A 26,775-nucleotide genomic window follows, 5' to 3' on the forward strand; every position below is an offset into this window, starting at 1 on the left:
GCACAGGACAGACCATGACCTTCAGCCACACTGCTGTATTTCTTGACCATGACTCACTGGACCTCGGCGACCTCGACCTAAGCGCGCTCAGGGCCTGCTTCGGCACTCTTACGCTACACGGCGCGACCGCGCCGGAGCAGGTTGCCGAACGCCTGCAGGGCGCTACTGTGGCAATCAGCAACAAGGTGCTGCTGGATGCAGACGTACTGGCGGCCAACCCGCAGTTGCAACTGATCCTGGTGGCTGCAACCGGCACCAACAACGTCGACCTGAACGCCGCGCGTGCCCAGGGCATTATCGTGTGCAACTGCCAGGGCTACGGCACTCCCTCGGTGGCGCAGCACACCCTGGCCTTGCTGCTGGCGCTGGCGACCCGCCTGTGCGACTACCAGCGCGCGGTCGCCGACGGTCAATGGGCCAAGGCCAGCCAGTTCTGCCTGCTCGACTTCCCTATCGTCGAACTTGAAGGCAAGACCCTCGGCCTGCTCGGCCACGGCGAGCTGGGCGGCGCGGTGGCACGCCTGGCCGAGGCCTTTGGCATGCGCGTTCTGAGCGGGCAGATCCCCGGACGCCCTGCACGTGCCGAGCGCCTGCCGCTGGACGAACTGCTGCCGCAGGTCGATGCGTTGACCCTGCATTGCCCGCTCAATGAACACACCCGGCACATGATCAGCCACCGTGAGCTGGCCCTGCTCAAGCCCGGCGCGTTGGTGGTCAACACCGCCCGCGGTGGTCTGATCGATGAACAGGCCTTGGCCGACGCCCTGCGCAGTGGCCATCTGGGCGGCGCGGCGACTGACGTACTCAGCGTCGAGCCACCGGTCAACGGCAACCCGCTGCTGGAGGCAGACGTGCCACGCCTGATCGTTACTCCGCACAGTGCCTGGGGCGCGGTCGAGGCACGGCAGCGCATCGTTGGGCAGCTCAGCGAAAACGCCCAGGCGTTCTTTGCCGGCACGCCGCGCCGCGTGGTCAGCTGAGCCAAGCCCGCCTCTGCTACACTGCGCGACTTTTTTCAGGAGGCGTCGTCCATGGACCCGCGCAGTGAAGTGTTGCTCCGTCAGGCGGAGTTGTTCCAGGGCTCGGTGCTGCTTGCCGGCCTGCCCGCCGACGATCTGCTCGGCCAACTGCCGCAAGCCCACGGCTGGACCTGGCACGCCGGCGACCAGGCCCTGCTCGAAGCGCGCTTTGCCGGGCGCAACCAGCATGGCGTCGAGCCGCCGCAGGTGCCGTTCGATGCCGCGGTAGTGTTCATGCCCAAGTCGCGCGAACTGGCCGCCTACCTGCTCAACGCCCTGGCTTCGCGCCTGGCTGGCCGTGAGCTGTATCTGGTCGGTGAAAAGCGCGGCGGGATCGAAGGCGGCGCCAAGCTGCTGCAAGCCTTCGGTAAGCCGCGCAAGCTCGACAGTGCGCGCCACTGCCAGCTGTGGCAGGTAACCGTCGACAACGCCCCGGCCGCCACCCCACTGGAAAGCCTGGCTGAACGCTTCGAACTGCCGCTGGCCGATGGTCCGCTGCAGATCGTCAGCCTGCCCGGGGTGTTCAGCCATGGCCGGCTGGACCGCGGCACCTCCCTGTTGCTTGAGCATCTGGACGGCCTGGCGGTTGGCCAGGTACTCGACTTCGGCTGCGGCGCGGGCGTAATCGGCTCGATCGTCAAGCGCCGTTACCCGGACAGCCAGGTAACCATGCTCGACGTCGATGCCTTCGCGGTGGCCAGCAGCCGCCTCACCCTTGCCGCCAACGGCTTGCAAGCTGAAGTCATCAGTGGCGATGGGATCGATGCTGCACCGCGTGATCTGCAGGTAATCCTGAGCAATCCGCCGTTCCATACCGGCGTCCACACTGACTACAACGCCTCGGAAACATTGCTGAAAAAATCGGCTGAACATCTGCGATCAGGTGGCGAACTTCGCCTTGTTGCGAACACCTTCCTGCGCTATCAACCGTACATCCAGCAGGCCTTGGGCAACTGCAAGACGCTGATCGAAGAGCAGGGTTTCAGGATTTACCAGGCAAAACGCGGATAGGAAATAGCGCTTGCCCAAACGGATTTGCCTAGGCAGAATCCGCTCCGTCCTAGGGGAGTAGTCTCCCGCAAGCACTCAAGCTTGCCCGGTACGCGTCAACATACTTGGTCCTCAGACCATGGCGCGTACGACTCATGGTCCGCACAGACGGACCCAGGGTTTGACAAGACCTATGACACGCACACCTTACCCGGGGCGGGAAGGCTGTACGTGTCATAGCCGTGTCGACCCGCCCCCGTAGGAACCCTGATGCTGGAATCCCTTCTCGTACCAACCGCCATCGTTGCGCTCGCCGAAATCGGTGACAAGACGCAACTGCTCGCGCTCATCCTTGCTGCCCGCTTTCGCAAACCCTGGCCGATCATCGCCGGTATCGTTGTCGCCACCCTCGCCAACCACGCTGCGGCAGGTGCAGTAGGGGCGTGGGTAAGTGGGTTCTTCAGCGAGTCGGTGTTGCACTGGGTGCTGGCCGCAAGCTTTGTCGCAACCGCGTTGTGGACCCTGGTGCCGGACAAGCTGGACGACGACGAAAGCAGCGCAGCACGACGCTTCGGGCCGTTCGTGACGACCTTGATTGCGTTCTTCCTGGCCGAGATCGGCGACAAGACTCAGGTCGCCACCGTGATGCTGGCGGCGCAGTATCCGCACCTGATCATGGTGATTATCGGTACCACCCTGGGCATGTTGATTGCCAACGTACCGGTGGTATTGGCGGGTAACTTTGCGGCGGAGAAGTTGCCGCTGACACTGATTCGGCGCCTGGCTGCCACGGCGTTTGTGGTGCTGGCGATCGTCGCGGTGTATTCGGCGATGAAGAGCAGTGGCTGGATTGGCTGATTCAGCAGGGATTTCGGGGCTGCTTCGCAGCCCCAATACCGCTTACTTCTTGGCAGCCTGATACAACGGCATCACCTTGGGAATGGCAGCCTGCAACGAGGCGATCCGGCTGGACGAAGCCGGGTGAGTGCTCATGAACTCAGGCGGGGCGCCCTCGGACGCCTTGCTCATCTTGTTCCACAAGGTGATCGCGGCGTTCGGGTCGTAGCCGGCACGGGCCGACAGCTCAAGACCGATCAGATCCGCCTCGTTCTCGTTGGCGCGGCTGTTGGGCAGGGTCATCGAGTAGTTCACCACGGTGTCGGCGAGGGCCATGCTGTCCTGGCCCAGGCCCAGCAGGGCGCCAGCACCGGAGCGGGCCATCTCGATCCCATAGGCCTTGGACATCGCTTCACGACCATGCTCACGCAGGGCATGAGCGATCTCATGGCCCATCACGGCGGCGATTTCAGCGTCAGTCAGCTTGAGCTGATCGATCAGGCCGGTGTAGACGATGATCTTGCCGCCAGGGCCGCAGTTCGCGTTGAGTTCGTCACTCTTGATGACGTTGACTTCCCACTTCCACTGCGCAGAATCCGGGCGAAACTGCGGCGCCTGGGCGATCAGGCGATCGGCGATGGCCTGCACGCGCTTGGCTTCGGCGCTGCTTTTATCCAGCGCGCCCTTGCTCGAGGCTTCGCTCAAGGTCTGCTGATAGGACTGGGCATACATGTTGTTGACCTCGTCGGTCGACAGCATGCTGAACATGTACTGCTTGCGCTCAACGCCGACGGCGCCGCCACTGGTGGTATTCACCGCCTGGCAGCCGCTCAGCAGGACGCCGGCAGCGAGCAGGCTGAGAACAAATGACTTACGCATAAAACACTCCCTGGGTACGTGCCGCGTATCCTAGGCGCAGACGCCCGGCGCCGCCAGAGCCATAGGGAAGATTTAACCCGAGGTTTTTCTGCACCAGGTCAAGCCGGCGTCAGACACTCCGGTGCATCCAGCTTGGGATCATTGACGAAATTGGCCAGCGCCCGCTCGCGTAGCGCAGCCGGTGGGCCAGCAAGCAACTCATGCAAACGCGCCAGAGGCGTCTGCGGATCAAGCCAGGCAGCCTGCCCGGCTTCGTCGAGGATCAGTGGCCGGCGCTGATTGACCACCGCCTGGGTGATCACTGCGCAGCTTAGCCAGACTTGCTCCTGCACCGGATATGCCTCCCATATCGCTGCAAAGAACAGCGCCGCGCCCTCGCCCGGCGTCAGCCAGTAAGGCCGCTTGCGCACACTGCCACGCCATTCGTAAAAACCGTTGGCCGGCATCAGGCAACGGCGCTGGGTAAACGCCTGGCGAAACATCGGTTGTTCGGCGAGGGTCTCGGCCCGCGCTTGTGCCGGCGTCTTGGACAAGTCGGTCAGCCACGGCGGGGTCAGCCCCCAGCGCGCTCTGGCCACCTGTAGCTGGCCGTCAAGCTGGCGCTGGATCAGCACCGAGGCGCCGGGCGCGATGTTCCATTGCGCCTGTTGGTCGGCGGGGTAGCCCGGCAGTCCGGCAAAGGCCGGGGTCCAGCGAAACAGGGCGTAGCGTCCACACATGCGATATACAACCTAGCAAATCAGTGTCCCGGGATAACTCTCCGGTTCGTCGCCAGCAACTGGCAGGGCAACATTGTACGCATCGATCAGCTCGCGTGCGTAGCCGGCCTGCTCATCGGCCACCGCCAGGCCGAGCAAACCGTGCAAGGGCAGCTCACCGGCGGCGCCGACCAGGTCGCGGCCGACCAGGTGCACCTCAATGCCCTCGCTGGCCAGCACCGCCACCAGCAGCTCGGCCTCCAGCAAGTTCTCTGGCTCGTAGATTCGTCGCATCAGGCGTCATCCTCGCTTTTCACATCGAGCATCCACTCGTCGCCGTGCACCTGCAGGTCGAACACGATCGGCCGGCAGCAGACCTGACAGTCTTCGATATAGCGTTGATCACCGCCGGACAGATCAACCGTGGTCTCCACCCCCTCTCCACAATAAGGGCAATCGTAGAATGCAGTTTCCAGCATCGCGGCCTCCAGGGTGACTTATGCGTATAATTGTCGGTCTATTTACGGGACCTGCGCGCGTCCGAGCCGTTTTTCGGAGCCGCCCCCTATCTATTACCCTAGTCGTTTCCAACAAGAGAGCATGATGGGCGAATTCGATGCCATCCGACCGTATGACGATGCTGAGGTGCCGGCGGTGCTGGCGCGCCTGTTCAGCGACCCGGCATTCCTCGATATCCTCACCCACTTCCGCTTCCCTCGGGCGGCCGGTGCCTTCGGCTGGCTGCTCAAGCCACTGATCGCGCGCCGCCTACGCAAAGAGTTCGCCGGCGTCAGTTGCGTCGCGACCCTGCAGGACAAAGTCGAGTATTACGTCGACCAGACCATCGATCGCGCCACCGACGGCGTCACCTACTCAGGTGTCGAACAGCTCAAGGCAGGTACGGCTTACCTGTTTTTGGCCAACCACCGTGACATTGTCATGGATCCGGCCTTCGTCAACTATGCGGTGTACCACGCCGGCCTGCCGACGCCGCGCATCGCCATTGGCGACAACCTCCTGCAAAAGCCCTTTGTCAGTGACATGATGCGGCTGAACAAGAGCTTCATCGTGCACCGCTCATTGACCGGGCGGCGCGAGAAGCTGGCGGCTTATCAGTTGCTCTCGGCCTACATCAATCATTCGATCCGCACCGATGGCGCGTCGATCTGGATCGCCCAGGCTGAAGGTCGGGCCAAGGACGGCGATGACCGTACCGATTCGGCGATCCTCAAGATGTTCCACATGAGCCGCAAGGACGAGCCATTCGGCGCGGTGATCCAGGGCCTGAACCTGACGCCGGTATCGATCAGCTACGAGTATGACCCGTGCGATCAGGCCAAGGCGCGGGAGCTGTACATCCGCGCCACCACCGGCAGCTATACCAAGGCGCCCGGCGAAGACGACAAGAGCATCGCTACGGGCATCACCGGCTATAAAGGCCGCGTGCATATCCACTTCGCTGCACCGGTCAGGGAGTTCTTTGCCGATACCAAGCTGTTGGCGCAGGAAGTTGACCGGCAGATCCTGGGTGGCTACCGCTTGTTCCCGGTGCATTACCTGGCCTACGCAATGTGGCAGGATGCCGACCCGGCACTGGCAGTGCCGCCTGCCGAGAAGCTGTTCCAGGCTGACGAGTTGGCCAAAGCCAAGCAGGAATGGCAACGCCGCCTCGACGCCTGCCCGGTCGAACAGCAGCCTTACCTGGTGCTGCAGTACGCAACGCCGGTACGCAATCAGTATCAGGTCAAGGTCCAGAGCCAGGTTGCCTGAACCGCGGTGGGGCTGGCAGCGGCCCCGCCGTCAGACCCAGGTACTCAACCAGGACAACAGCAGCGCCAGCGCCAGGCACGCCGAGCCGAGGGTGTAGTAGTAACGCGGCACGCGCCGATCAAAGGCGTCGACCAGGCCTTCGTCGACCGCCAGGCTGCGCCGCGTCAACGCCGCCCGGCGCCGGGCGCTTTGCAGCAGCAGGCCGCCAGGGCAGGTAATCAGCAGTGCCAGCAGGTTGATCAGCTTGGCCGGATGGGCCGCCAGCAGCCCCCAGAGTACTTGCACAGACATTACAGACCTCGCAGTCGCGACAGCAAAGCCGAGCATTCTACCCAAGCCGGGCGCGTTGGCTGCGGCTTTACGACCAACTGCCGACGGATTTCATCTGCCATAGACTTTGTTCTCTGCGCTGCGCTATCGCCTGTTCCTGAAGGAAAAAAAACCGCCGCCTGAGATTCAGGCAGCGGTTTTTTTATGACCTGGCTGTGACGAACGCTTACTCGCCGAGCACCTGACCGATGGTCGGGTCCTTGAACAGACGGGTCAAGGCATCGCTGAGCACATCACTGACCAGCTTGGTGTTGGTTTCCTGGTTCGGCGCCATGCCGAAGCGCTGATCCAGCGAAGCGCCGTAACGGCCGCTGTAACGGCGGTTGGCATTGGCTACGTCAGCACGGAAGGTCGCGCCGATGGTCGCCTCGGTCACATACATCTTGTCCTTGGGCGACTGGTACTTCAGTTCGGCCAGGGTCACGGTCAACTGCGGCGCATTGGAGCCGCCCTGGGTCGGGGTGAAACCGAGCAGACGCACCGCAGCCTCGGCCTGAGCCTGCAGCTTGGGCACGACATCGTTGCCGTTGACGCTGATGGTGCTGGTTTCCGGGTACATGCCGCCACGGGTGCCGAGCGACTGCGAAGGACGACCATCGACCACCCGCACCACGACAGGCTGGCCGCGACCGACCGGATTGAGCTGAGTGGTCAGCTTGGGTTGCGGGCTGAGTTGTTGCGGGCTGTGGGCACAACCGACCAGGCTCAGGCTGGCCACCGCGAGCAAACCGAACAGCAGACGTTGCAACATGCGCGTTTCTCCAGAAAATGCGGCAAAGGCCCACAGTATACCCAGCCGCTTGAACGCCAGCTATCGGCTATATCCGCTTGTCATAATGCTTTCATGGCCGCGCCGTTATCCTTGGCCCAGCCCACTCCATAAAGGATTCGCCGCCATGGCCTCGCTCTGGAACCTGCTGTTCAAGCGCTCGCCCCAGCTTATCTATGCTCGCCTCGACAGCACCGGTTGCTGCCTGGGTTTCAAGCAGTGCAGCCTGCCGCCCAGCGGTAGCGGCTGGGTTCAGGTCAGTGACATGCAGCTTGCCTGGCTGGGCCGGACCTTGCCTGCCAGCGCCCGGGTTTGCGCCAGTGCAAGCCGTCGCTGGCAGCAACGCAGCCTGCCCGCCTGACAAATGCTGCAATAAAAACCGCGATTAACGACCTTTCTGCCCGCGACATCGCTATAATCTCCCCCCGATTATAAGGACGTCTCCTGATCGGGCCCCGCACCTGCCGATTGACCCCGGCACCTTCACCGCCTCGCCCACAGAGAGCCTTCCACTTCAGGTCTTGCATCCGGCTGTTGCGCCTGCTTTTTCTGGCCTTCTGCACTGCATGAACCTGTGGGTTGCCATCGCGCAGTCCCTTTTTGAGGTTCACGTCTCCAAAAGAGCGTGGAAAAAACCAGGTTTTCACAACTTCACAAGAGTGTGGCGAGCAAATGAACAGTCTGGCATGTGCAACAGCAGCAGATGTGTCCCCAACAGCCCCTGATGGCCGGTATTGGCGCTCATCCATGATGAGTCACTGAGGCCGGTCCATAACGCACGTCGGACACCTTGACCATAAGTCGAATTGCCGCAGCCGTGGCAATCAGCGTTCAATAGCTGAACCCTGAGACTGATTGGCGGTGTTCGCGAAGTTGCAAGAACTGCGAAGAGTCGGACATGGCGAGCCTGGCAACCCCAGGGATCCTATGCTGTCAATTAGGTGCTGTAGATTGTGGAGACGCGTTAATGGCGCAGAACGAATCGGTTGATGTAGTACTGGTAGGCGCGGGCATCATGAGTGCCACCCTGGCCGTACTGCTCAAGGAGCTCGACCCGGCCCTCAAACTGGAGGTCGTCGAGGCGATGGACTCCGGGGCTGCAGAAAGCTCGAACCCTTGGAACAACGCCGGGACCGGCCATGCCGGCCTGTGCGAGCTGAACTACACGCCGCAGGCCGCCGATGGCAGCATCGACATCAAGAAGGCCGTGCACATCAACACTCAGTTCGAGGTGTCACGGCAGTTCTGGGCTTACCTGATCAACAAGGGTGGCCTCGGCGCGCCGCGTGACTTCATCAATCCCGTGCCACACCTGAGCTACGTCGAAGGTGACAAGGGCGTGTCCTTCCTCAAGAAGCGTTTCGAGCTGCTCAAGCAGCACCACGCCTTCAGCGAGATGGAGTACACCGAAGACAAGGCGGTGATGCGCGACTGGATGCCGTTGATGATGCCCGGCCGCCCGGCCGACCAGCACATCGCCGCAACCCGCGTGATGAAAGGCACCGACGTCAACTTCGGTGCCTTGACCAACAAGCTGCTGAAAATCCTCGGCAACACCGCGGACAGCCAGGTCAAATACAGCAAGAAGGTCGTCGGCCTGCGCCGTAACGGCGCCGGCTGGACCGTCAGCATCAAGGACGTCAACAGCGGCGGTAGCCGTGAAGTCGATGCACGCTTTGTCTTCCTCGGCGCTGGTGGCGCGGCATTGCCATTGCTGCAGGCTTCGGGCATTCCCGAGAGCAAAGGCTTTGGCGGCTTCCCGGTGAGCGGCCAGTGGCTACGCTGCGACAACCCGGAAATCGTCAAGCAGCACCAGGCCAAGGTCTACAGCCAGGCTGCCGTGGGCGCTCCGCCGATGTCGGTGCCGCACCTGGATACCCGTGTCGTCGACGGCAAGACTTCGCTGCTGTTCGGCCCTTACGCCGGCTTCACCACCAAGTTCCTCAAGCACGGTTCGCTGCTCGACCTGCCACTGTCGGTACGCCTGGGTAACCTCGGCCCGATGCTGGCAGTCGCGCGCGACAACATGGACCTGACCAAGTACCTGGTCAGTGAAGTGATGCAGTCGATGGAGCAACGCCTGGACTCGCTGCGCCGCTTCTACCCAGAAGCCAAAGCCGAAGACTGGCGCCTGGAAGTGGCCGGTCAGCGTGTGCAGATCATCAAGAAAGACCCGAAAAAAGGCGGCGTGCTGCAATTTGGTACCGAGCTGGTTGCGGCAGCCGACGGCAGCCTGGCGGCCCTGCTGGGCGCATCCCCTGGTGCTTCGGTGACGGTGTCGATCATGCTTGATCTGATCGAACGCTGCTTCCCTGAGCAAGCCAAGGGTGCCTGGGCGAGCAAGCTGCACGAGATCTTCCCTGCTCGGGAAAGTGTCCTGGCCAGCGATGCAGCGCTGTACCGCAAGGTCAGCGAGCATAACGACCAGGTATTGCAGATGGTTGAAAGCAGCCCGGCTCAGCATTACGCCTGACCGGTCTAGGGGCCGCTCTGCGGCCCCAAATCACCCCAGACTCAGATCACTCAACCACGGGCGTTGTTGATGATCTCGATGTACTCCGCCGCATTACGCTGATCAGCGATCTGCTCGACGAAGGTCTGACCGTGCTCGTCCTTGCCGTCCAGCTCGTAACCCGCCTCGACGAAGAACCCGACAAACCGCTCGAAGTCATCGATGCGCAGGCCACGATAGGCTTTGACCAGCTTGTGCGCGGACGGCGATGTCACGCCGTCGGCCGGGTCGTACTGCAGAAACGACTTGATGTAGTCGTCACTGATCTCGTCACCAATCACTTGCTTCTTGTCTTTACGCATTGCCGACTCCACCTAAGCCATCACCAAATTTCGCAGGGCGGCAGTGTACCCCCGCCAATGCGCAGGCCTCAACGCGTACGTACGGTGCCGGTATGCAGATCCGCCCAGACATGGCCGTTGGCGTAAGTCAGAAACTGCACGTAGAGGGTCTCGTTGCGCAGCAGGTCGATGATCACCCGGTAGTCGGCCATCGGGTAGTTCAGGCTCAGGGTGCGGGTCTTGTCGTCGTAGACTGGCTTCTTCAGGCTCTTGCCACCTTCACCATCGAAGCTGAGCAATACTTGGGTAATCGTCGCGCCCTTGCTCAGCGGCTTGCCTTTCAGGCGCATCTGCAGCGAGGCGGTGATCGGGATCGGTTGTTGGTCAGACTGACGCTGGGTGCCAACCACCACCGAGTAGTCGGTGACTTGCAGCAACTGTTGACTGGTCGGCGCCTCTTGGCGCAGCGACTGGTCATCAGGTGGCAGAAACTGGCTGTGCAGGGGCGCCGCAGACAATGGCAGGCTCAGCGCCAACAGCAAGGGAATGAACGCACGCATGTGAGGCTCCTTGGCATGAAGCCGCACTCTAGCATGCCCGCTCAGGCGAACTGCGCGCGCATCCACACCTGGTATGCGGCAACCCCTGGCTCACCCTCACGCGGCGCCCATGGCGCCAACTCACCCTCACCCACCGGGCGATAAGGGCCGGCCTTGCACTCGAACAGAATGCTGTCGGCGGCGAGCACCACCAGCGCGTGATAGACACCCGGTGGCAGGTCGACACCGAGGCACTCGCCACCGGCCTCGAGCAGGCGTTTTTCGATAACCCCGCCCTTCTCGTCGAACAGCAGCAGGCCAAGGCGCCCTTTGAGCACCAGCAAGGCCTCGGCTTTGTCTTCGCTCAGGTGGCGATGCGGCGGGATGTAGGTGTCAGGCTGCAAGCCAACCGCCATGCGATGGCACGGTTCGGCCATGGCATGAAAGTTATGGTGCTGACGCCCGCGCGGGTTGGCCGCAGCCTGCTCGGCCAGGCCGGCAAACAAGGACTGGTCGATGAATGCCGGCGCGCGCATGGCTTACAGGCCCTTTACGGCGAAGATGCCGTTGGCGTTGCGCCAGTAGCCTTTGTAGTCCATGCCATAGCCGAAGATGTAGCGGTCGATGCATGGCAAGCCGACGAAGTTGGCTTTCAGGTCCGGACTGGCCTTGCGGTCATGCTCCTTGTCGATCAGCACAGCGGTGTACACCTCACGGGCGCCGGCGTGCTTGCAGAACTCGATGATCGCGCTGAGGGTGTGGCCCTCGTCGAGAATGTCATCGACGATCAGCACATCGCGGTCAATGAACGATACTTCCGGCTTGGCCTTCCAGAACAGCTCACCGCCGCTGGTCTGGTTGCGGTAGCGAGTGGCGTGCAGGTAGGACGCTTCGAGCGGGAACTGCAGATGGGTAAGCAGCTTGCCGGCGAAAATCAGGCCACCGTTCATGACGCAGAACACGACCGGGTTCTTCTCATGCAGCTCGCGGCTGATGTGCTCGCCTACCTTGGCGATGGCCGCTTCGACCTCGGCTTCGTTGTACAGGCAGTCAGCTTCGCGCATGACTTGGCGGATGTGCTCGAGATCGGCGGACATGGCGCTCCCCAGGGGTCGGAATCGGAAAAGCGGGCAAAGGTACGCATCCGCTGGCCTCAGATCAAGCGTTTATGGACTAACGTGCACAATGACAAAGCGACAGCTCAGGCTGAATAGATTAATCTAGCGCGGTTTTTTTGCCCGCCTTCCGGAGCCCTCCCCCATGCCTACTCGTGAGATCCGCCATCCGCTGATCCGCCACAAGCTCGGCCTTATGCGCCGTGCCGATATCAGCACCAAGAACTTTCGCGAACTCGCCCAGGAAGTGGGCGCCCTGCTGACTTATGAGGCCACCCAGGACCTGCCACTGGAATCCTACGAAATCGACGGCTGGAGCGGTAAAGTCCAGGTCGAGAAAATCGCCGGCAAGAAGATCACTGTAGTACCGATCCTGCGTGCCGGCATCGGCATGCTCGACGGCGTGCTCAGCCTGATCCCGGGCGCCAAGGTCAGCGCCGTGGGCGTCGCCCGCAACGAAGAAACCCTCGAAGCGCACACCTACCTTGAGAAGCTGGCACCGGACATCAATCAGCGCCTGGCACTGATCATCGACCCGATGCTGGCCACCGGTGCGTCGATGGTCGCAACCATCGACCTGCTGAAAAAAGCCGGCTGCAAGGAGATCCGCGCCATGGTGCTGGTGGCGGCCCCCGAGGGTATCGCCACAGTCGAGAAGGCTCACCCGGATGTGAGCATCTACACCGCCTCGATCGACGAGCGCCTCAACCAGCACGGCTACATCATCCCAGGCCTGGGCGATGCCGGTGACAAGATCTTCGGCACCAAGCAGAAGGACGCCTGATCATGCAGGACGGCTTCAACGACCCGCTCTGGCGCCAGGTCGTCTCGGGCGCGCAGATGCTCTTCGTGGCATTTGGCGCGCTGGTGCTGATGCCGCTGATCACCGGCCTCGACCCTAACGTGGCGCTGTTCACCGCCGGCATCGGCACCTTGCTGTTCCAGCTGGTAACGGGCCGTCAGGTACCGGTGTTTCTCGCCTCGAGCTTTGCCTTCATCACCCCGATCATCCTCGCCAAAGGTCAGTTCGGCCTGGCCGAGACCATGGGCGGAGTGATGGCGGCAGGCTTCGTCTACACCTTCATGGGCATGATGGTGAAGATCAAAGGCACCGGTTTCATCGACCGCATGCTGCCGCCGGTGGTGATCGGCCCGGTGATCATTTCAATCGGCCTGGCGATGGCGCCGATTGCCGCCAACATGGCCATGGGCAAGGGCGGCGATGGCGCTGTGTTGATTCCGTATCAGACCGCGATGCTGATTTCCATGCCGGCCCTGCTGACGACCTTGATCGTGGCCGTGTTCGGCAAGGGCATCTTCCGCCTGGTGCCGATCATTGCCGGGGTTCTGGTCGGTTTTGCCATGGCCTTTGCCTTTGGCGTGGTCGACACTGCCAAGATCGCTGCGGCGCCCTGGCTGGCGATTCCCCATTTCACCGCGCCAGCGTTCAACTGGCAGGCGATTCTGTTCATCGTGCCGGTGGCCTTGGCGCCGGCAATCGAGCATATCGGTGGAGTGATTGCTGTCGGCAGCGTGACTGGACGCGACTACCTGAAAAAGCCCGGCCTGCATCGCACGCTGCTGGGCGATGGCCTGGCCACTACTGCTGCCGGCCTGTTCGGCGGGCCGCCCAATACGACCTACGCGGAAGTGACCGGTGCGGTGATGCTGACCAAGAACTACAACCCGAAGATCATGACCTGGGCGGCGGTGTTTGCCATCACCTTGGCGTTTGTCGGTAAGTTCGGTGCGCTGCTGCAGAGCATTCCGGTACCGGTCATGGGTGGCATCCTGTGCTTGCTGTTTGGTTCGATTGCAGCGGTGGGGATGAATACCATGATCCGCCACAAGATCGACCTGAGCGAGGCGCGTAACCTGGTGATCGTTTCGGTGACCTTGGTGTTCGGGATTGGCGGGGTACTGATTGGCAGCGGTGATGGGCCGGATGACTGGGGTCTGAAGGGCATTGCGCTGTGTGCCATTGTGGCGATTGTGTTGAATCTGTTGCTGCCTGGGAATGATGGGTGGAAGAACAACAAGCTGGATGATCAGTTGCCCTGAGAGGTGATTGGGTGACCCTGCTTTGTTGGGGTTTATCCGGTATTTGTGTGAATAGTTAGGGCCCCTTTCGCCCTTACAGCGAGTCACTTTTTTGGCAAACGCCGGGCGTTTGCCAAAAGTGACTCGCTGTAAGGGCGCAAGGGGCCATAACAGCCCCTAAATCAATTGGATAGTGCAAAGAAAACCGCCCCCCATACATCAGCCCTCTTCACAAAGCCGAGCCAACGTCCGAGCCCACTGCGGATGATCATTCAAACAAGGCACAAGCACCAACTCCTCCCCCCCAGCCTCGATAAACTGCTCCCGCCCCCGATCCCCGATCTCCTCGAGCGTCTCGATACAGTCAGCAACAAACGCCGGGCACATCACCAGCAACCGCTTCACCCCAGCCTTGGCCAACTCATCAAGCCGCGTCTCGGTATAAGGCTCGATCCACTTGGCCCGCCCCAACCGCGACTGGAACGAAGCCGACCACTTGCCATCCGCAATGCCCATCGCCTTGGCAAACGCCGCCGCACTGGCCAGGCACTGCGAGCGATAGCACACCGCCCGCACATTGGCACACGCCTGCTGGCAGCAATCGGCACTCTGGAAGCAATGATTGCCGGTCGGATCAAGCTTCTTCAGATGCCGCTCAGGCAGCCCATGGAAGCTCAACAACAGATGGTCATAGTCATCCTGCAGATACGGCCGCGCACTGGCCACCAACGCATCGATATAGCTCGGCTGATCATAGAACGGCTGCAACACCCGCATCTCCAGCGGCAACCGGTTCTGTGCAATGGTCTGCGTCGCCAACTCGATCACGGTGGTTACCGTACTGTCAGCGAACTGCGGATAGAGCGGCGCCAATGTCACCTTGCGTACGCCCTGCGCAGCCAGGCGCTTGAGCACCTCCGGCAGCGCCGGCTGGCCATAGCGCATGGCCACTTCCACCGGGCCATGCGGCCAATGCGCATGCATGGCGGCTTGCAGACGACGGGTCAGCACCACCAGCGGCGAGCCCTCATCCCACCAGATCGACGCGTAGGCATGAGCCGACTGCTCAGGGCGCTTGATCAGGATCAGCGACACCAGCAAGCGCCGCACCGGCCACGGCAGGTCGATCACGTACGGGTCCATCAGAAACTGGTTGAGGTAGCGGCGCACGTCGGCTACCGAAGTGGAGGCTGGCGAACCCAGGTTGACCAGCAGCAGGGCATGATCGGTCATGCAGCGTCCTATGTCAGAGGCGCCCGGACAGGTTGTCCAGCGCCGATTGCAGATCGTTGAAACGGAAGGTGAAGCCAGCCGCCAGCAAGCGGGTCGGGCGCGCACGCTGGCCACCGAGAAGCAAAGTCGACAGCTCGCCCAGCCCGGCCTTCAGCACCAGCGCCGGCACGGGCAACAACGCCGGTCGATGCAGCGCCTTGCCCAGGCATTTGGCAAAGGTACGGTTGCGCACAGGCTCTGGCGCGCAGGCATTATAAGGACCGCTGGCGTCGTTGTGGCGCATGAGAAAATCTATCAGGGCGACCTGATCATCTATATGGATCCACGGCATCCACTGCCGACCACTGCCCAGCGGCCCGCCCAGGCCGAGTTTGAACGGCAGGCGCAGGCGCGACAAAAAGCCGCCATCGCTGGCCAGCACCAACCCGGTCCGCACCAGCACCACGCGTATGCCAAGCGCTTGAGCACGCTGCGCGGTCTCTTCCCAGGCGATGCACAGCTGGCTGGCGAAGTCCTCCTTGACCGGTTGCGAAGCCTCGGTCAGCTCGCGCTCACCGCCATCGCCATACCAGCCCACTGCTGAGCCTGACACCAGCACCTCAGGGCGCTGCTCGCGCTTTTGCAGCCACGCCAGCAACTGCTCGGTCAAAGTAATGCGGCTGGCCCAAAGCAGGTTGCGCCGCGCTGCGGTCCAGTGCCGGTCGGCAATCGGTGCGCCGGCCAGATTGATCACCGCGTCGATCGGGTCATCGGCAGCCAGATCATCCAGCTGGGCGATACCGCGTACGCCGCTGCCACAAAGCATCGGCACCTGTTCCGGGCGCCGGCTCCAGACCGTCAACCGATGGCCCTGGCCAGTCCACAGACGGCAAAGATGCCTGCCGAGCAAACCGGTACCGCCTGTCAGCAATATATGCATGGCTGTGTCCTCGCAGATCGTCGGGGTGGTCTATTTTTAACAACAAGGCACTTTCTTGACCGCACGCTCTCGGATAAACATAGGCCAAGCTGGCCTGTAGAGCGGAATAACCTTATACAAACTTTGCACATTGTACAGGTTTGCAAGACGGCGTAATCTGTTTCGAGCAAGGTTAGAAGAGGCCATCATGACAGTACCTATTGCCATCATTGGTGCCGGCATTGCCGGCCTTTCCGCAGCCCAGGCCCTGCAGGCCGCCGGGCAGACTGTGCACTTGTTCGACAAAGGCCACGGCAGTGGTGGGCGGATGGCCAGCAAGCGCAGCGATGCCGGTGCGCTCGACCTGGGCGCGCAGTACTTCACTGCCCGCGACCGGCGCTTCGTCGAGCAGGTGCAACAGTGGGAAGCCGCTGGCCATGCCGCGCAATGGAAGCCGCAGCTGTACAACTATCGCGATGGCGTCCTCAGCCCTTCCCCAGACGAGCAAGTGCGCTGGGTCGGCGTGCCGCGCATGAGCGCCATCACTCGCGGCCTACTCAACGACGTCACAGTCAATTTCGGCTGCCGCATCGCCGAGGTGTTTCGCGGCAAGCAGTACTGGCACCTGCAGGATACTGAAGGCTGCAGCCACGGCCCCTTCAGCCGGGTCGTGATTGCCGTGCCCGCACCGCAAGCCACGCCACTGCTGGCAGCAACCCCAAAATTGGCAGCGGTCGCCGCCGGCGTGCAGATGGAACCCACCTGGGCCATCGCCCTGGCCTTCGAGACGCTACTACAAACGCCCATGCAAGGTTGCTTCGTGCAGGACAACCCACTTGACTGGCTGGCGCGCAACCGCAGCAAACCAGGGCGCGACGAGCAGCTCGACACCTGGGTTCTGCATGCCACGTCAGACTGGAGCAAGCAGCACATCGACCTGAGCAAAGAGCTGGTGATCGAGCAGTTGAGCGGCGAGTTTGCCGAGCTGATTGGCTGCGCGGTGCCGGCCCCAAGCTTTGCCCTGGCCCACCGTTGGTTGTATGCCCGCCCCGCCGCTGGCCATGAATGGGGGGCGCTCGCGGATGCTGACCTGGGCTTGTACGCCTGTGGCGACTGGTGCTTGTCTGGCCGGGTCGAAGGTGCTTGGTTGAGTGGCCAGGAAGCGGCAAGACGCTTGCTCGAGCATCTGGAATAGATCTGGCTGTAAACCTGTACAGAAAAAACTATTTGCATAAATGCGTGGCTGTGCTGGAATAGACTTGTACACAAGGAGCAACCTTGTACAGGTATTCTGGAGGCAGCGATGAACGCGTTGGCGAAACCCCGCATTGGCATCAGTGCCTGCCTGCTCGGCGAGAACGTGCGCTACAACGGCGGGCACAAGGCTTCCGAACTCTGCTTGAGTGCTTTCGAAGCGCACTTCGACTGGGCACCGTTGTGCCCTGAGGTCGCCATCGGTCTGGGTATTCCGCGCGATCCGATCCGCCTGGTAGGTGATCCGCAGCACCCCGAAGTGGTTGCCACGCGCAACCCCGGCGCCAACTACTCTGCCCCACTGCGCGCCTATGGCGAACAGATGGCTGATGAAATCGGCGATGTCTGCGGTTATATCTTCATGCAGAAGTCGCCCTCATGCGGCTTGGAGCGGGTCAAGGTCTATCAGGACAACGGCCACCCTGCGCTCAAAGGTGGCCGCGGTGCCTACGCCGACGCTTTCTGCGCGCGCCGCCCCGATCTGCCGGTCGAAGAGGAGGGCCGCCTGCATGATCCGGTGCTGCGGGAGAACTTCATCAGCCGCGTGTATGCCTACGCCGACTGGCAGCAGCAACTGGCTGTGGGGCTGAGCCGGGGTGCGTTGGTGAGTTTCCATTCGCGGTACAAATACCTGCTGATGGCCAACAACCCCAAAGCCTATCGCGAGCTTGGCCGGCTGTTGGGCAGCATGCGCAAGGATGACGACCCGCAGCAGGTCGGCGCGCAGTACTTCAGCCTCCTGATGCAGGCACTGCGCCGCCCGGCCAACCGCGGCACCCATTGCAACGTGCTGCTGCACCTGAGCGGTTATCTGCGCGATGCGCTGGATCAGGGTGACCGCGCCGAGCTGCAGCAGGTAATCGGCCAATATCAGCAAGGAATCGTGCCATTGGTAGTACCGATGACCCTGCTCAAACACCACCTGCGGGTACATCCAGACCCCTACCTCAGCCAGCAGGCCTATCTGCAGCCCCACCCCGAGAGTCTAGGTCTACGCAATGCAGTCTGAAGATTTGATGCCCATTGGCGAGCTTGCCCGCCGCACCGGGGTCAACCCGGTCACCTTGCGCGCCTGGGAGCGTCGCTATGGTTTGCTCAAGCCACAACGCACGGCCAAGGGGCATCGCTTGTATGGCTCCGATCAAGTCGAGCAGGTGCAGGCGATCCTGCGCTGGCTCGAGCGTGGTGCTTCGGTCGGCCAGGTCCGTGAGCTGCTTGAACACGCCCCAAGCGTTGCCCCACAAGGGGACTGGCAGTTGCGCGAGCAGGCGTTGATCGAAGCGGTGGGCAACTTGTCCCAGCGCACCCTCGACCAGCAGCTCAATCAGGCCATGGCGCTGTACCCGGCCGTCACGCTCTGTGAACAGCTGCTGCTGCCGTTGCTGCACAGCCTCGCCCGGCGCTGGCAGACGCATTTCAACGCCCGCCTCGAGCAGGCGTTTTTTCACACCTGGCTGCGCAGCAAGTTCGGCGCACGGGTGTATCACGACAATCAGCAGCTTACAGGGCCGCCGGTGCTGTTGGTGGTCGACAGCGATCGCGGTTTCGACGCGCATCTGTGGCTGTGCGCCTGGCTGTTTACCAGCAGTGGCCGCGCCGTCGAGGTGCTCGAGTTCGCGGTCGCAGGCGCGCAGCTGCAACGCGCCGTGAGCGAGCTACAAGCGCAGGTGCTGGTACTGCTGCTCGGCCCGCGCGTTGACTATGCCGCCCTTGAGCGCGCGCTGCATGGCATCGATGCGGCAAAACTACTGGGTGGCGAAACAATTGCCCTGCACCAGACCCAACTGGAAGCCATGCAGCAACCCGGCCTGTCCCTGTTCGACACACCGCAGGCCGCGTTGCGCCTGCTTCAGCAACCTGCGCTCACCCCGCCAGAGACGACTTCTTCATGCAATTGATGTGGCTGCGCAGCGACCTGCGCATCGATGACAACAGCGCCCTCAGCGCTGCCTGTGAACGCGGCCCCACCGTGGCTGTGTGGATAGCCAGCCCCGCGCAATGGTTGAGCCATGACGATGCCCCGTGCAAGGTCGACTTCTGGTTGCGCAACCTGCGCGAATTGAGCCAATCACTGCAGCAACTGAACATCCCGCTGCTGATTCGCCACACCGACGACTGGGCTCAGGTGCCGCAAGTGCTGCTCGATATCTGCCGGGAGCACGCGGTGGAAGCAGTGCACTGGAATGACGAGTATGGCGTCAACGAGCAACTACGCGATGAGTACGCAGAGGCCCTGCTGCGCAGCAGCGACATCAGCGTGCATCGTTACCTTGATCAGTTGCTGCTCAGCCCCGGCACCGTGCTGACCAAGGCCGGCCAGTATTTTCAAGTGTTCGGCCAGTTCAAGCGTGCCTGCCTCGAGCGTCTGCAGCATGGCATGCCTGCCATGGCCAGCAGAGTTGCGAAACAAGCTGTGACGAAGATCGCCAGCGACCCAATCCCATCTGGCTTCGACGGATTTGCCGAGCCCACTCAGGCGTTGCGGGAGTTGTGGCCCGCCGGTGAAAAAGAAGCGCAGCGGCGCCTCGCCGAGTTCGCCGAACACAGCATCGATGATTACCTGCAACTGCGCGATTTACCGGCCGAACCCGGCACCAGCCAGTTGTCCGCATACCTGGCAGCGGGGGTCATTTCCCCTCGGCAATGCCTGCATGCGGCGTTGTCGGCCAATCGCGGCGAGTTCGACAGCGGCAGTGCCGGCGTGCAGACCTGGATCAACGAACTGCTCTGGCGTGAATTCTACAAACACATCCTGGTCGGTTATCCACAGGTCTCGCGCCACCAACCATTCCGCGCTCACACCGCTGCCCTGCCCTGGCGCGATGCACCGGAAGATTTGAAGGCCTGGGAACAAGGCCGCACCGGCTTCCCCATCATCGACGCAGCGATGCAGCAACTGCTGGCAACTGGCTGGATGCATAACCGCCTGCGCATGATCGTCGCGATGTTTCTGAGCAAGAACCTGCTGATCGACTGGCGCCACGGAGAGCGGCACTTCATGCGTCATCTGATCGACGGCGACCTTGCCGCCAACAACGGTGGCTGGCAGTGGAGCTCATCGACCGGCACCGACTCGGTACCGTACTTCCGCATCTTCAATCCGGTGACGCAATCGCAACGTTTTGATCCCAAAGGGCGCTTTATTCGTCAGTGGCTCCCCCAATTGAAGGCCCGCGACGATAAATCCATTCATTTGCCCGTGAAATCTGCTGATCTTTTTGCTACAACCTCTTATCAGAGTCCAATTGTGGATCTCGCAAGCAGTCGCCAGCGCGCATTGGAAGCCTTCAAGGGCCGCTCGGCAGGATTAGAGGGCAATGTGTGACTCACACAAGCAGTTTTTGGATCACCGGTGCTACCAATGGGCTTGGTCTGGCACTGGTGATTGAGTTGCTCAAGCAAGGCCATCGGGTTGCAGCCAGCTGCAACGACAGCCATCTGCTGGATACGCTGACCAAGGATCACGGTGAGCGCTTTTTGCCGCTTCCGTGGCAGCTGTATGACCATGCCCAGGCCACCGAGGCCGCTGCACAGGTGCAAGCGGCCTGGGGCGCGCTGGATGCCCTGATCATCAATGCCGGAACCTGTGATTACCTCGCGCCCGAGCTTCCTGATGACAAGGTGCTGGAGGCGATCGTCACCAGCAATCGGCAAGCCAGCAGCAATTGCCTGATGGCAGCTGCGCCTCTGTTGGCCAACGGCAGCTCGCCACAGGTCATGGCCATTCTCAGCCGCTATTCTGCGATGCAACTGCACCATCCCAATCAGCCGCTCAACGCCAGCAACAGCTTGACGCACTGGTTCCGCGAGCAGCGCCAGGCACTGCAGGCGCACGGCATCGGTTTGACCGTGGTCGCACCACAATCGCTGCAGGCGCCGGTCACAGCCGCGCATGCCATCCCCGAACAATGGACAGCCGAAACCGCAGCGCAAGTGCTGGTCAGCAGCCTGCGTGAACGGGAGTCGGAACTGGTGTTGGAAGTGTGGAGCCTGAGCAGCTTGTGGCCGTTACCGCGCTAGAGCGGTTCCGGGGCCGCCTGGCGGCCCCGGCTACCTGACGGCGCGCTTACAGCGCCATACGGTAATGCAGTGAGTAGCTCTCTACGCCATCGTTGGGCTGCTTGATCCCGGCGTTGGAGTAGTGGATCGCGCGCACGCCGATCTCGTGGCCGCCGGCAAAGCGCAGGCCGAAGCCGATACGGTCTTCGAACTGGAACGACGAGCCCAGGTCATTGCTTTCCAGCTTGGTGCGCGAGAACGCAGCGACACCAATACCGGCTTCGATGTACGGTTTGACGCTGTCACCGGCGAATTCATAGACGAATACCGGCGCGAACGACAGGCTGTGGTTGCTGGCAGTGGTGTCGCCGTCCCAGAAGGTGTAGGCGCCATCCCAGTAGCCGGTTACCCGACCAACACTGGTTTGCCACCAGCTGGCATCCCAGTTCGATTGCAGGCCCAGGCGATAGACCATGGTGGAGTCGCCGGTCTGCCCTACCGAAAGCGAAACGTCCGCCGCCTGTGCCGCAGACATTTGCCCCATTGCCAAAGCGGCAGCCGCCGCTAAACCAAGCAGTTTCTTCATGAGAAACATCCCTTTCCTTTGCTGTTTTAAGTGTTATGCCCCATCGGCACCTAATAGAAATCAAAGCTTGTACGATAGTTCAGCTTTCTAGGTGGCTTTTCACTTTTTTTTTACAATGGGAAGCTTCGCACACTGTCGGACTTCTTCCACAACAAAGGTAGGATTTTTCTTAAATTGTCCGGATCACTGCTGGTCCAGAAGGCGGTCTGCTGCGCCGGCCCCTCTGCCAACAGTTCACGTTCGCCGAGCAAACGCTGAAGTTGCCGGGCCACCGCAGCCCCGGTATCGATGATCGCTACATCTGCCGGAACCAGTTCGGCCAGTAGCGGACGCAAGAAGGGATAATGCGTACAGCCCAGAATCAGCGTGTCACAACCCGCCTGCAGCAGCGGTTGAACATAGCCTGCGAGCAACCGGCGCAACTCGGCGCTGATCAGGTCACCCGCCTCGATCCGCTCGACCAACCCCGGGCAGGGCTGGGTGATGACGCGGACGTCGCTGGCGAAGCGGTCGAGCAAGGCGGCAAATTTGGCACTTTGCAGAGTACCGGTGGTAGCCAGCACTCCCACTACGCCTGAACGAGTCGCCGCCGCCGCCGGTTTGACCGCAGGTTCCATCCCCACCAACGGCCACTGCGGGTACTGCTCGCGTAGATCGGCTACGGCGGCGACGGTCGCGGTATTACAGGCCAGCACCATTGCCTTGGCACCTTGCTGCTGAAAAAACTCAGCGATATGGCGCAAGCGCTGGCGGATGTAGTCAGGGGATTTTTCGCCGTAGGGAACGTGACCACTGTCGGCCACGTATAGCAGTGATTCGTTCGGTAGCCGGCGCTGGATCTCGGCGAGCACCGACAAGCCGCCGACCCCCGAGTCCATCACGCCGACCGGCGCCGAGCGCTCAGCCATGGCGCTGAGCGCACACGGCGCAGGCAGGGTCACGCTTGACCCGCAGCTCGCGCATGCGCGTAGTCAGCGCATCGATCAGCAACAGGCGGCCAACCAGCGGCTCGCCGAACTCGGCCAGCAGCTTGAGTGCTTCGAGTGCCTGCAGGCTACCGACCAGGCCCACCAACGGACCGATCACGCCGGCTTCACTACAAGTCAGTTCGGCCTCGCTGCCGTGGCCGTACAGGCAGTGGTAGCAAGGGCTGGTGTCGCGCCGTGTGTCGAACACCGACAGCTGGCCTTCGAGGCGAATCGCCGCGCCGCTGACCAAAGGCCTGGCCGCAGCTACGCACGCGGCATTGACCGCCTCGCGGGTGGTGAAGTTATCCGAGCAATCCAGCACTACATCGACCGCTGACACAGCCGCTGCCAGGGAATCCTCGTCCAGCGCCAAGCGGTGCGCAACCAGCTTGATCTCCGGATTGATCGCCTGCAGGCGCCTGATCGCCGAGTCGACCTTGCCCATGCCGACACTGTCGGTGTCATGGATGATCTGCCGCTGCAAGTTGGTCAGGTCGACCGTGTCGAAGTCGGCCAGGTGCAGCTCGCCAACCCCCGCCGCTGCCAGGTACAACGCCACCGGCGAGCCGAGGCCGCCGACGCCGACCACCAGCGCCTTGCTCTGCTTGAGCCGCAACTGGCCGTCGATATCGACTTGAGCCAGCAGGACCTGCCGACTGTAGCGCAGCAGTTCCTGATCACTCAGCATGGCAGGCGCCCCAGCGAGATGCGTTCGTGGCCGCCCAGGTCACGCCGGCTGGCGACCTCGGTGAAGCCCTGTTGGCTGAGCAGTTCACGCACAGCATCAGCCTGATCGTAGCCGTGCTCGAGCAACAACCAGCCGCCTTCGACGAGGTGCTCAGGCGCCTGGGCAATGATCACGCGCAGGTCATCCAGGCCATCGTCACCTGCCACCAGGGCACTGCTCGGCTCGAAGCGCACATCGCCAGCGACCAGATGCGGGTCGGCAGCACGGATATACGGCGGGTTGCTCAGAATCATCGCGAAGCGCTCGCCAGCCAGGGCGTCGAACCAGTGGCTCTTGCGCACCTCGACGTTGCTCAACTGCAAGCGCTGACGATTACGCTCGGCCAGCGCCACGGCGGCGTCGATCCGGTCTACTGCAACCACCTGCCAAACCGGGCGTTCGCTGGCCAGGGCCAAGGCGATCGCGCCGGTTCCAGTGCCCAGATCGAGCAACCGCGCCGGGCCGCCGGCTTGCAGCTCGAGGGCGGTTTCAACCAGCAGCTCGGTATCGGGCCGCGGGATCAGGGTGTCTGGCGCAACCTCGAGGTCGAGCTTCCAGAACCCCTGCTGACCGAGAATATAAGCCACCGGCTCGCCGTCACGGCGGCGCGCGAGATAGTCGGCAAACACCTGCGCGGCCTCACTGCTGACGATGCGCTCAGGCCAGGTGTGGAGAAAACTGCGCGACTTGCCTAGGGCAGCCGCCAGCAGCAACTCGGCATCGAGCCGTTCGGTCGGCGAATCTGGCAACTGTGCGTTGCGCAGCAGGCTGGCAATAATGGTCATCAGTCCCCCAGGGCAGCCAATTGATCGGCCTGGTATTCGGCCAGCAACGGTTCGATCACGGCATCGACGCCGCCGGCGAGGATGTCATCCAGGGAGTACAGGGTCAGGTTGACGCGGTGATCGGTCACCCGTCCCTGCGGATAGTTATAGGTGCGAATGCGCTCGGAGCGGTCACCCGAGCCGACCAACAGCTTGCGCTCGCTGGCAATGGCGTTCTGTGCAGCGCTGGTCTGGATGTCGTTGAGCTTGGCCGACAGCCAGGACATGGCGCGGGCGCGGTTCTTGTGCTGGGAACGCTCTTCCTGGCACTCGACCACGATGCCGGTCGGCAAGTGGGTGATGCGGATCGCCGAGTCGGTCTTGTTGATGTGCTGACCGCCAGCACCGGAGGCCCGGTAGGTGTCTACACGCAGGTCAGCCGGATTGATCTCGATCGCGACCTGCTCGTCGGGCTCGGGCAGCACTGCCACGGTGCAGGCGGAGGTATGGATACGCCCTTGCGATTCGGTCTCCGGCACCCGCTGTACACGGTGCGCGCCGGACTCGAATTTGAGCTTGGCGTAGACGTTATCACCTTCGATGCGCGCGATGATCTCTTTATAGCCGCCGTGCTCGCCGACGTTCTCGGACAGAATTTCCAGGCGCCAACCACGCTTCTCGGCGTAACGCGAGTACATGCGAAACAGGTCGCCGGAGAAAATCGCCGCCTCGTCGCCGCCGGTGCCAGCACGGATTTCAAGGAACACGTTGCGACCGTCGTTGGGGTCCTTGGGCAGCAGCATGCGCTGCAGCTGCGACTCCAGCTCGACCAACTGCTCCTTGGCTTCGCGGACTTCCTCGACGGCCATCTCGCGCATGTCCGGGTCGCTGTCCTTGAGCAGCGCCTGCGCGCCCTCGAGGTCAGCCTGGACCTTGCGCCATTCCTGGTAGGCGCTCATCACCGGCTCGACTTCGGCGTATTCCCTGGAATAGGCCCGGAAGCGCGTCTGGTCGGCAATGACCTCGCCATCACCGAGCAGGGCAGTCAGTTCCTCGAAGCGGTCCTGGAGGATATCCAGTTTATTCAGCAGCGACGCTTTCATTGCGGGGGTTTGTCCGTGGAGCCCTCGTTGAGGGCAAAGAGTTCCTGGGCCATGGCCAGCGCATCGACGCGGCCCTCGGCCGAGAGCTTTTTCAGCTGCACGCTGGGTGCGTGCAGCAATTTGTTGGTCAGCCCTCGGGCCAGCTGGGCCAGCACGTCCTCCGGGTTGCCGCCGTTGGCCAGCAGCCGCTGGGCCTTCTGCAGCTCTTCATCGCGCAGCCGTTCACTCTGCTGGCGGTAGGCCTTGAGCACGTCGACCGCAGCCAGCTCGCGCAGGCGAACCATGAAGTCGCCGGCGCCGGCCGCAACCAGCTCTTCGGCAGCCTGCGCCGCGCCCTGGCGACTTTTGAGGTTCTCGGCGACGACATCATGCAGGTCATCAACGGTATACAGATAGACGTCATCCAGCTCGCCGACCTGCGCTTCGATGTCGCGCGGCACGGCAATGTCGACCATGAAGATCGGCTTGTGCCGGCGTTGCTTCAGCGCGCTTTCGACCGCGCCCTTGCCCAGGATCGGCAACTGGCTGGCGGTGGAACTGATAACAATGTCGCTGTGCGCCAGCTCCTGGGGGATGTCCGCCAGCAGAACGGCATGGGCGCCGAACTGCTCGGCGAGCATGCTTGCCCGCTCCAGGGTACGGTTGGCCACGACGATACGGCGCACGCCCTGCTCATGCAGATGGCGGGCAACCAGGGTGATGGTTTCGCCAGCACCGATCAGCAGCGCCTGGCTACGGCCCAGGTCACTGAAGATCTGCTTGGCCAGGCTGACCGCGGCAAACGCCACCGACACCGGATTTTCGCCGATCGCGGTGTCGGTCCGTACCTGCTTGGCGGCGCTGAAGGTGGCCTGGAACAGGCGCCCCAGCAGCGGCCCGATGGTGCCAGCCTCACGCGCCACGGCGTAGGCCGACTTCATCTGGCCGAGGATCTGCGGCTCGCCCAGCACCAGCGAGTCCAGCCCGGAGGCGACCCGCATCATGTGCCGCACGGCGTCATGTTCCTCATGCACGTAGGCGCTTGCGCGCAGTTCATCTACGCTGAGCTGGTGGTAGTCGGCCAGCCATTGCAGCACCGCGTCGGCGGTCAACTGGTCCTGCTCTATGTAAAGCTCGCTGCGGTTGCAGGTCGACAGGATCGCTGCCTCGCGGCTGGCGGTCAGTCGGCAGAGCTGCTGCAGGGCGTCGACCAGTTGCTCGGGCGTAAACGCCACGCGCTCGCGTACGTCTACCGAGGCAGTCTTATGGTTGATACCAAGTGCAAGAAAGGCCATGCAAGGTCGCTGGTTGTGACGTGAAGCCGATAATTGTCCTACTTCGCAGGTTCCAGAACAACCACCGTTCACTATTGTCGTAATAGATCGTGGCCATGATGGCCACTACACGCGCCTGATTCTTAATCACGCGGTATGGCTTCGCAGGTGGGTTTGCCACTGCGCTTGTGTCATCATGCTGCGACCGCCG

At 62.3% G+C, this 26,775-nt stretch carries 31 protein-coding genes and 1 riboswitch; of the genes, 13 read left to right on the forward strand and 18 right to left on the reverse strand.

Translation table 11 applies throughout. The annotated features are described in order from the left end of the window. The first annotated feature begins 14 nt into the window (after window positions 1-14). The 3 genes from FW789_RS14540 (at window position 15) to FW789_RS14550 (ending at window position 2,867) form a co-directional block, all read left to right on the forward strand. Window positions 15-980 carry a 2-hydroxyacid dehydrogenase gene (locus FW789_RS14540; RefSeq protein ID WP_411563788.1) on the forward strand — a complete coding sequence of 322 codons (966 nt, stop codon included), beginning with the start codon at window positions 15-17 and terminating at the stop codon, window positions 978-980. Between the two features lie 51 nt (window positions 981-1,031). Next, a complete protein-coding gene (locus FW789_RS14545; protein WP_446431653.1) occupies window positions 1,032-2,030 on the forward strand; it encodes a methyltransferase in 999 nt (332 codons plus the stop codon). Window positions 2,031-2,069: 39 nt separating this feature from the next. After that, window positions 2,070-2,192: riboswitch (yybP-ykoY riboswitch) on the forward strand. 90 nt (window positions 2,193-2,282) lie between these two features. Next, complete coding sequence (locus tag FW789_RS14550) at window positions 2,283-2,867, forward strand: TMEM165/GDT1 family protein (RefSeq protein ID WP_446431704.1); 585 nt, start codon at window positions 2,283-2,285, stop codon at window positions 2,865-2,867. Window positions 2,868-2,909: 42 nt separating this feature from the next. Here FW789_RS14550 and FW789_RS14555 read toward each other — a convergent pair whose 3' ends face one another. From FW789_RS14555 to FW789_RS14570, 4 genes are all read right to left on the reverse strand, one after another. After that, the gene (locus FW789_RS14555) at window positions 2,910-3,725 is read right to left on the reverse strand and encodes a M48 family metallopeptidase (RefSeq protein WP_103436054.1); all 816 of its coding nucleotides are present in this window, start codon (window positions 3,723-3,725) and stop codon (window positions 2,910-2,912) included. 98 nt (window positions 3,726-3,823) lie between these two features. Then, complete coding sequence (locus FW789_RS14560; RefSeq protein ID WP_446431654.1) at window positions 3,824-4,444, reverse strand: SOS response-associated peptidase; 621 nt, start codon at window positions 4,442-4,444, stop codon at window positions 3,824-3,826. 12 nt (window positions 4,445-4,456) lie between these two features. Next, a complete protein-coding gene (locus FW789_RS14565) occupies window positions 4,457-4,717 on the reverse strand; it encodes a putative signal transducing protein (RefSeq protein WP_103436052.1) in 261 nt (86 codons plus the stop codon). After that, window positions 4,717-4,902 (reverse strand): CPXCG motif-containing cysteine-rich protein, encoded by a 186-nt coding sequence (locus tag FW789_RS14570; RefSeq protein WP_101316538.1) that lies wholly within the window; start codon window positions 4,900-4,902, stop codon window positions 4,717-4,719. Before FW789_RS14570 ends, FW789_RS14565 begins: the two co-directional genes overlap by 1 nt. A gap of 121 nt (window positions 4,903-5,023) precedes the next feature. Between FW789_RS14570 and FW789_RS14575 the strand changes: the two genes are divergently transcribed. After that, window positions 5,024-6,193, forward strand: a complete 1,170-nt coding sequence (locus FW789_RS14575; RefSeq protein ID WP_181003770.1) for a 1-acyl-sn-glycerol-3-phosphate acyltransferase — start codon at window positions 5,024-5,026, stop codon at window positions 6,191-6,193. Window positions 6,194-6,223: 30 nt separating this feature from the next. Here FW789_RS14575 and FW789_RS14580 read toward each other — a convergent pair whose 3' ends face one another. Then, window positions 6,224-6,484, reverse strand: coding sequence for a hypothetical protein (locus FW789_RS14580; RefSeq protein WP_101316534.1), 261 nt, complete (start codon window positions 6,482-6,484; stop codon window positions 6,224-6,226). Between the two features lie 205 nt (window positions 6,485-6,689). Then, window positions 6,690-7,274, reverse strand: coding sequence for a YajG family lipoprotein (locus FW789_RS14585; protein WP_101316532.1), 585 nt, complete (start codon window positions 7,272-7,274; stop codon window positions 6,690-6,692). Window positions 7,275-7,419: 145 nt separating this feature from the next. Here FW789_RS14585 and FW789_RS14590 point away from each other — a divergent pair, with 145 nt between their 5' ends. Together FW789_RS14590 and mqo are read left to right on the forward strand one after the other, a co-directional pair. After that, window positions 7,420-7,653: a hypothetical protein gene (locus tag FW789_RS14590; RefSeq protein WP_207073620.1), complete on the forward strand. Its 234-nt coding sequence runs from the start codon at window positions 7,420-7,422 to the stop codon at window positions 7,651-7,653. Between the two features lie 606 nt (window positions 7,654-8,259). Further along, a complete protein-coding gene (gene mqo / locus FW789_RS14595) occupies window positions 8,260-9,765 on the forward strand; it encodes a malate dehydrogenase (quinone) (RefSeq protein ID WP_186701479.1) in 1,506 nt (501 codons plus the stop codon). Between the two features lie 50 nt (window positions 9,766-9,815). Here mqo and FW789_RS14600 read toward each other — a convergent pair whose 3' ends face one another. The 4 genes from FW789_RS14600 to FW789_RS14615 form a co-directional block, all read right to left on the reverse strand. Beyond that, window positions 9,816-10,106: a PA4642 family protein gene (locus FW789_RS14600; protein WP_101316527.1), complete on the reverse strand. Its 291-nt coding sequence runs from the start codon at window positions 10,104-10,106 to the stop codon at window positions 9,816-9,818. A 68-nt stretch (window positions 10,107-10,174) separates the two neighbouring features. Continuing rightward, entirely contained in the window at window positions 10,175-10,645 is a 471-nt protein-coding gene (locus tag FW789_RS14605; protein WP_103436047.1) for a hypothetical protein, read from the reverse strand. A gap of 41 nt (window positions 10,646-10,686) precedes the next feature. Beyond that, complete coding sequence (locus tag FW789_RS14610; protein WP_103436046.1) at window positions 10,687-11,160, reverse strand: WbuC family cupin fold metalloprotein; 474 nt, start codon at window positions 11,158-11,160, stop codon at window positions 10,687-10,689. Window positions 11,161-11,163: 3 nt separating this feature from the next. After that, complete coding sequence (locus FW789_RS14615; protein ID WP_103436045.1) at window positions 11,164-11,721, reverse strand: hypoxanthine-guanine phosphoribosyltransferase; 558 nt, start codon at window positions 11,719-11,721, stop codon at window positions 11,164-11,166. A gap of 163 nt (window positions 11,722-11,884) precedes the next feature. Here FW789_RS14615 and upp point away from each other — a divergent pair, with 163 nt between their 5' ends. Together upp and FW789_RS14625 are read left to right on the forward strand one after the other, a co-directional pair. After that, window positions 11,885-12,523 (forward strand): uracil phosphoribosyltransferase, encoded by a 639-nt coding sequence (upp, locus tag FW789_RS14620; protein WP_101316519.1) that lies wholly within the window; start codon window positions 11,885-11,887, stop codon window positions 12,521-12,523. A gap of 2 nt (window positions 12,524-12,525) precedes the next feature. Continuing rightward, complete coding sequence (locus tag FW789_RS14625; RefSeq protein WP_103436044.1) at window positions 12,526-13,800, forward strand: uracil-xanthine permease family protein; 1,275 nt, start codon at window positions 12,526-12,528, stop codon at window positions 13,798-13,800. Window positions 13,801-13,998: 198 nt separating this feature from the next. On the opposite strand, the gene hemH is transcribed toward FW789_RS14625, so the two are convergent. Further along, window positions 13,999-15,012, reverse strand: a complete 1,014-nt coding sequence (gene hemH, locus FW789_RS14630) for a ferrochelatase (RefSeq protein WP_103436043.1) — start codon at window positions 15,010-15,012, stop codon at window positions 13,999-14,001. 13 nt (window positions 15,013-15,025) lie between these two features. After that, on the reverse strand, window positions 15,026-15,931 hold the full coding sequence (locus FW789_RS14635; RefSeq protein ID WP_186701481.1) for a TIGR01777 family oxidoreductase: 906 nt from the start codon (window positions 15,929-15,931) through the stop codon (window positions 15,026-15,028). A 187-nt stretch (window positions 15,932-16,118) separates the two neighbouring features. Between FW789_RS14635 and FW789_RS14640 the strand changes: the two genes are divergently transcribed. From FW789_RS14640 to FW789_RS14660, 5 genes are all read left to right on the forward strand, one after another. Continuing rightward, a complete protein-coding gene (locus FW789_RS14640) occupies window positions 16,119-17,105 on the forward strand; it encodes an NAD(P)/FAD-dependent oxidoreductase (protein ID WP_446431655.1) in 987 nt (328 codons plus the stop codon). A 108-nt stretch (window positions 17,106-17,213) separates the two neighbouring features. Then, on the forward strand, window positions 17,214-18,173 hold the full coding sequence (locus FW789_RS14645) for a DUF523 and DUF1722 domain-containing protein (protein ID WP_186701482.1): 960 nt from the start codon (window positions 17,214-17,216) through the stop codon (window positions 18,171-18,173). Then, complete coding sequence (locus tag FW789_RS14650) at window positions 18,163-19,062, forward strand: MerR family transcriptional regulator (protein ID WP_207073616.1); 900 nt, start codon at window positions 18,163-18,165, stop codon at window positions 19,060-19,062. The genes FW789_RS14645 and FW789_RS14650 overlap by 11 nt, the downstream gene beginning before the upstream one ends. Beyond that, a complete protein-coding gene (gene phrB, locus FW789_RS14655) occupies window positions 19,053-20,489 on the forward strand; it encodes a deoxyribodipyrimidine photo-lyase (protein WP_446431656.1) in 1,437 nt (478 codons plus the stop codon). The genes FW789_RS14650 and phrB overlap by 10 nt, the downstream gene beginning before the upstream one ends. Beyond that, complete coding sequence (locus FW789_RS14660) at window positions 20,486-21,184, forward strand: SDR family NAD(P)-dependent oxidoreductase (RefSeq protein WP_446431657.1); 699 nt, start codon at window positions 20,486-20,488, stop codon at window positions 21,182-21,184. Before phrB ends, FW789_RS14660 begins: the two co-directional genes overlap by 4 nt. A gap of 46 nt (window positions 21,185-21,230) precedes the next feature. Here the strand turns inward: FW789_RS14660 and FW789_RS14665 are convergent, their stop codons facing one another. The 6 genes from FW789_RS14665 to hemA all read right to left on the reverse strand — a co-directional run bounded on the left by FW789_RS14665 (window position 21,231) and on the right by hemA (window position 26,585). Continuing rightward, window positions 21,231-21,749: an acyloxyacyl hydrolase gene (locus FW789_RS14665; RefSeq protein WP_103438695.1), complete on the reverse strand. Its 519-nt coding sequence runs from the start codon at window positions 21,747-21,749 to the stop codon at window positions 21,231-21,233. Between the two features lie 110 nt (window positions 21,750-21,859). Then, a complete protein-coding gene (gene murI / locus FW789_RS14670; protein WP_446431705.1) occupies window positions 21,860-22,657 on the reverse strand; it encodes a glutamate racemase in 798 nt (265 codons plus the stop codon). Further along, window positions 22,650-23,405: a molybdopterin-synthase adenylyltransferase MoeB gene (locus FW789_RS14675; RefSeq protein ID WP_101316498.1), complete on the reverse strand. Its 756-nt coding sequence runs from the start codon at window positions 23,403-23,405 to the stop codon at window positions 22,650-22,652. Before FW789_RS14675 ends, murI begins: the two co-directional genes overlap by 8 nt. Next, a complete protein-coding gene (gene prmC / locus FW789_RS14680; protein ID WP_101316496.1) occupies window positions 23,399-24,229 on the reverse strand; it encodes a peptide chain release factor N(5)-glutamine methyltransferase in 831 nt (276 codons plus the stop codon). The genes FW789_RS14675 and prmC overlap by 7 nt, the downstream gene beginning before the upstream one ends. Next, window positions 24,229-25,311 carry a peptide chain release factor 1 gene (gene prfA / locus FW789_RS14685; RefSeq protein WP_101316494.1) on the reverse strand — a complete coding sequence of 361 codons (1,083 nt, stop codon included), beginning with the start codon at window positions 25,309-25,311 and terminating at the stop codon, window positions 24,229-24,231. Before prfA ends, prmC begins: the two co-directional genes overlap by 1 nt. Further along, a complete protein-coding gene (hemA, locus tag FW789_RS14690; protein WP_101316492.1) occupies window positions 25,308-26,585 on the reverse strand; it encodes a glutamyl-tRNA reductase in 1,278 nt (425 codons plus the stop codon). The genes prfA and hemA overlap by 4 nt, the downstream gene beginning before the upstream one ends. Window positions 26,586-26,775 lie beyond the last annotated feature (190 nt).

This window comes from Pseudomonas sp. 1121_17, assembly GCF_052850745.1.

What these genes read in the sequence shown, in the direction of transcription:
- FW789_RS14575 (WP_181003770.1), top strand. Translation starts at nt 5,024, where the DNA reads ATGATGGGCGAATTCGATGCCATCCGACCGTATGACGATGCTGAGGTG.
- FW789_RS14600 (WP_101316527.1), bottom strand. Translation starts at nt 10,106, where the DNA reads ATGCGTAAAGACAAGAAGCAAGTGATTGGTGACGAGATCAGTGACGAC.
- FW789_RS14580 (WP_101316534.1), bottom strand. Translation starts at nt 6,484, where the DNA reads ATGTCTGTGCAAGTACTCTGGGGGCTGCTGGCGGCCCATCCGGCCAAG.
- hemH (WP_103436043.1), bottom strand. Translation starts at nt 15,012, where the DNA reads ATGACCGATCATGCCCTGCTGCTGGTCAACCTGGGTTCGCCAGCCTCC.
- FW789_RS14605 (WP_103436047.1), bottom strand. Translation starts at nt 10,645, where the DNA reads ATGCGTGCGTTCATTCCCTTGCTGTTGGCGCTGAGCCTGCCATTGTCT.
- FW789_RS14555 (WP_103436054.1), bottom strand. Translation starts at nt 3,725, where the DNA reads ATGCGTAAGTCATTTGTTCTCAGCCTGCTCGCTGCCGGCGTCCTGCTG.
- FW789_RS14565 (WP_103436052.1), bottom strand. Translation starts at nt 4,717, where the DNA reads ATGCGACGAATCTACGAGCCAGAGAACTTGCTGGAGGCCGAGCTGCTG.
- FW789_RS14625 (WP_103436044.1), top strand. Translation starts at nt 12,526, where the DNA reads ATGCAGGACGGCTTCAACGACCCGCTCTGGCGCCAGGTCGTCTCGGGC.
- FW789_RS14640 (WP_446431655.1), top strand. Translation starts at nt 16,119, where the DNA reads ATGACAGTACCTATTGCCATCATTGGTGCCGGCATTGCCGGCCTTTCC.
- FW789_RS14615 (WP_103436045.1), bottom strand. Translation starts at nt 11,721, where the DNA reads ATGTCCGCCGATCTCGAGCACATCCGCCAAGTCATGCGCGAAGCTGAC.
- FW789_RS14545 (WP_446431653.1), top strand. Translation starts at nt 1,032, where the DNA reads ATGGACCCGCGCAGTGAAGTGTTGCTCCGTCAGGCGGAGTTGTTCCAG.
- FW789_RS14635 (WP_186701481.1), bottom strand. Translation starts at nt 15,931, where the DNA reads ATGCATATATTGCTGACAGGCGGTACCGGTTTGCTCGGCAGGCATCTT.
- murI (WP_446431705.1), bottom strand. Translation starts at nt 22,657, where the DNA reads ATGGCTGAGCGCTCGGCGCCGGTCGGCGTGATGGACTCGGGGGTCGGC.
- FW789_RS14560 (WP_446431654.1), bottom strand. Translation starts at nt 4,444, where the DNA reads ATGTGTGGACGCTACGCCCTGTTTCGCTGGACCCCGGCCTTTGCCGGA.
- prfA (WP_101316494.1), bottom strand. Translation starts at nt 25,311, where the DNA reads ATGAAAGCGTCGCTGCTGAATAAACTGGATATCCTCCAGGACCGCTTC.
- FW789_RS14570 (WP_101316538.1), bottom strand. Translation starts at nt 4,902, where the DNA reads ATGCTGGAAACTGCATTCTACGATTGCCCTTATTGTGGAGAGGGGGTG.
- FW789_RS14675 (WP_101316498.1), bottom strand. Translation starts at nt 23,405, where the DNA reads ATGCTGAGTGATCAGGAACTGCTGCGCTACAGTCGGCAGGTCCTGCTG.
- FW789_RS14610 (WP_103436046.1), bottom strand. Translation starts at nt 11,160, where the DNA reads ATGCGCGCGCCGGCATTCATCGACCAGTCCTTGTTTGCCGGCCTGGCC.
- FW789_RS14645 (WP_186701482.1), top strand. Translation starts at nt 17,214, where the DNA reads ATGAACGCGTTGGCGAAACCCCGCATTGGCATCAGTGCCTGCCTGCTC.
- FW789_RS14650 (WP_207073616.1), top strand. Translation starts at nt 18,163, where the DNA reads ATGCAGTCTGAAGATTTGATGCCCATTGGCGAGCTTGCCCGCCGCACC.
- upp (WP_101316519.1), top strand. Translation starts at nt 11,885, where the DNA reads ATGCCTACTCGTGAGATCCGCCATCCGCTGATCCGCCACAAGCTCGGC.
- FW789_RS14585 (WP_101316532.1), bottom strand. Translation starts at nt 7,274, where the DNA reads ATGTTGCAACGTCTGCTGTTCGGTTTGCTCGCGGTGGCCAGCCTGAGC.
- prmC (WP_101316496.1), bottom strand. Translation starts at nt 24,229, where the DNA reads ATGACCATTATTGCCAGCCTGCTGCGCAACGCACAGTTGCCAGATTCG.
- mqo (WP_186701479.1), top strand. Translation starts at nt 8,260, where the DNA reads ATGGCGCAGAACGAATCGGTTGATGTAGTACTGGTAGGCGCGGGCATC.
- FW789_RS14665 (WP_103438695.1), bottom strand. Translation starts at nt 21,749, where the DNA reads ATGAAGAAACTGCTTGGTTTAGCGGCGGCTGCCGCTTTGGCAATGGGG.
- FW789_RS14590 (WP_207073620.1), top strand. Translation starts at nt 7,420, where the DNA reads ATGGCCTCGCTCTGGAACCTGCTGTTCAAGCGCTCGCCCCAGCTTATC.
- FW789_RS14540 (WP_411563788.1), top strand. Translation starts at nt 15, where the DNA reads ATGACCTTCAGCCACACTGCTGTATTTCTTGACCATGACTCACTGGAC.
- phrB (WP_446431656.1), top strand. Translation starts at nt 19,053, where the DNA reads ATGCAATTGATGTGGCTGCGCAGCGACCTGCGCATCGATGACAACAGC.
- hemA (WP_101316492.1), bottom strand. Translation starts at nt 26,585, where the DNA reads ATGGCCTTTCTTGCACTTGGTATCAACCATAAGACTGCCTCGGTAGAC.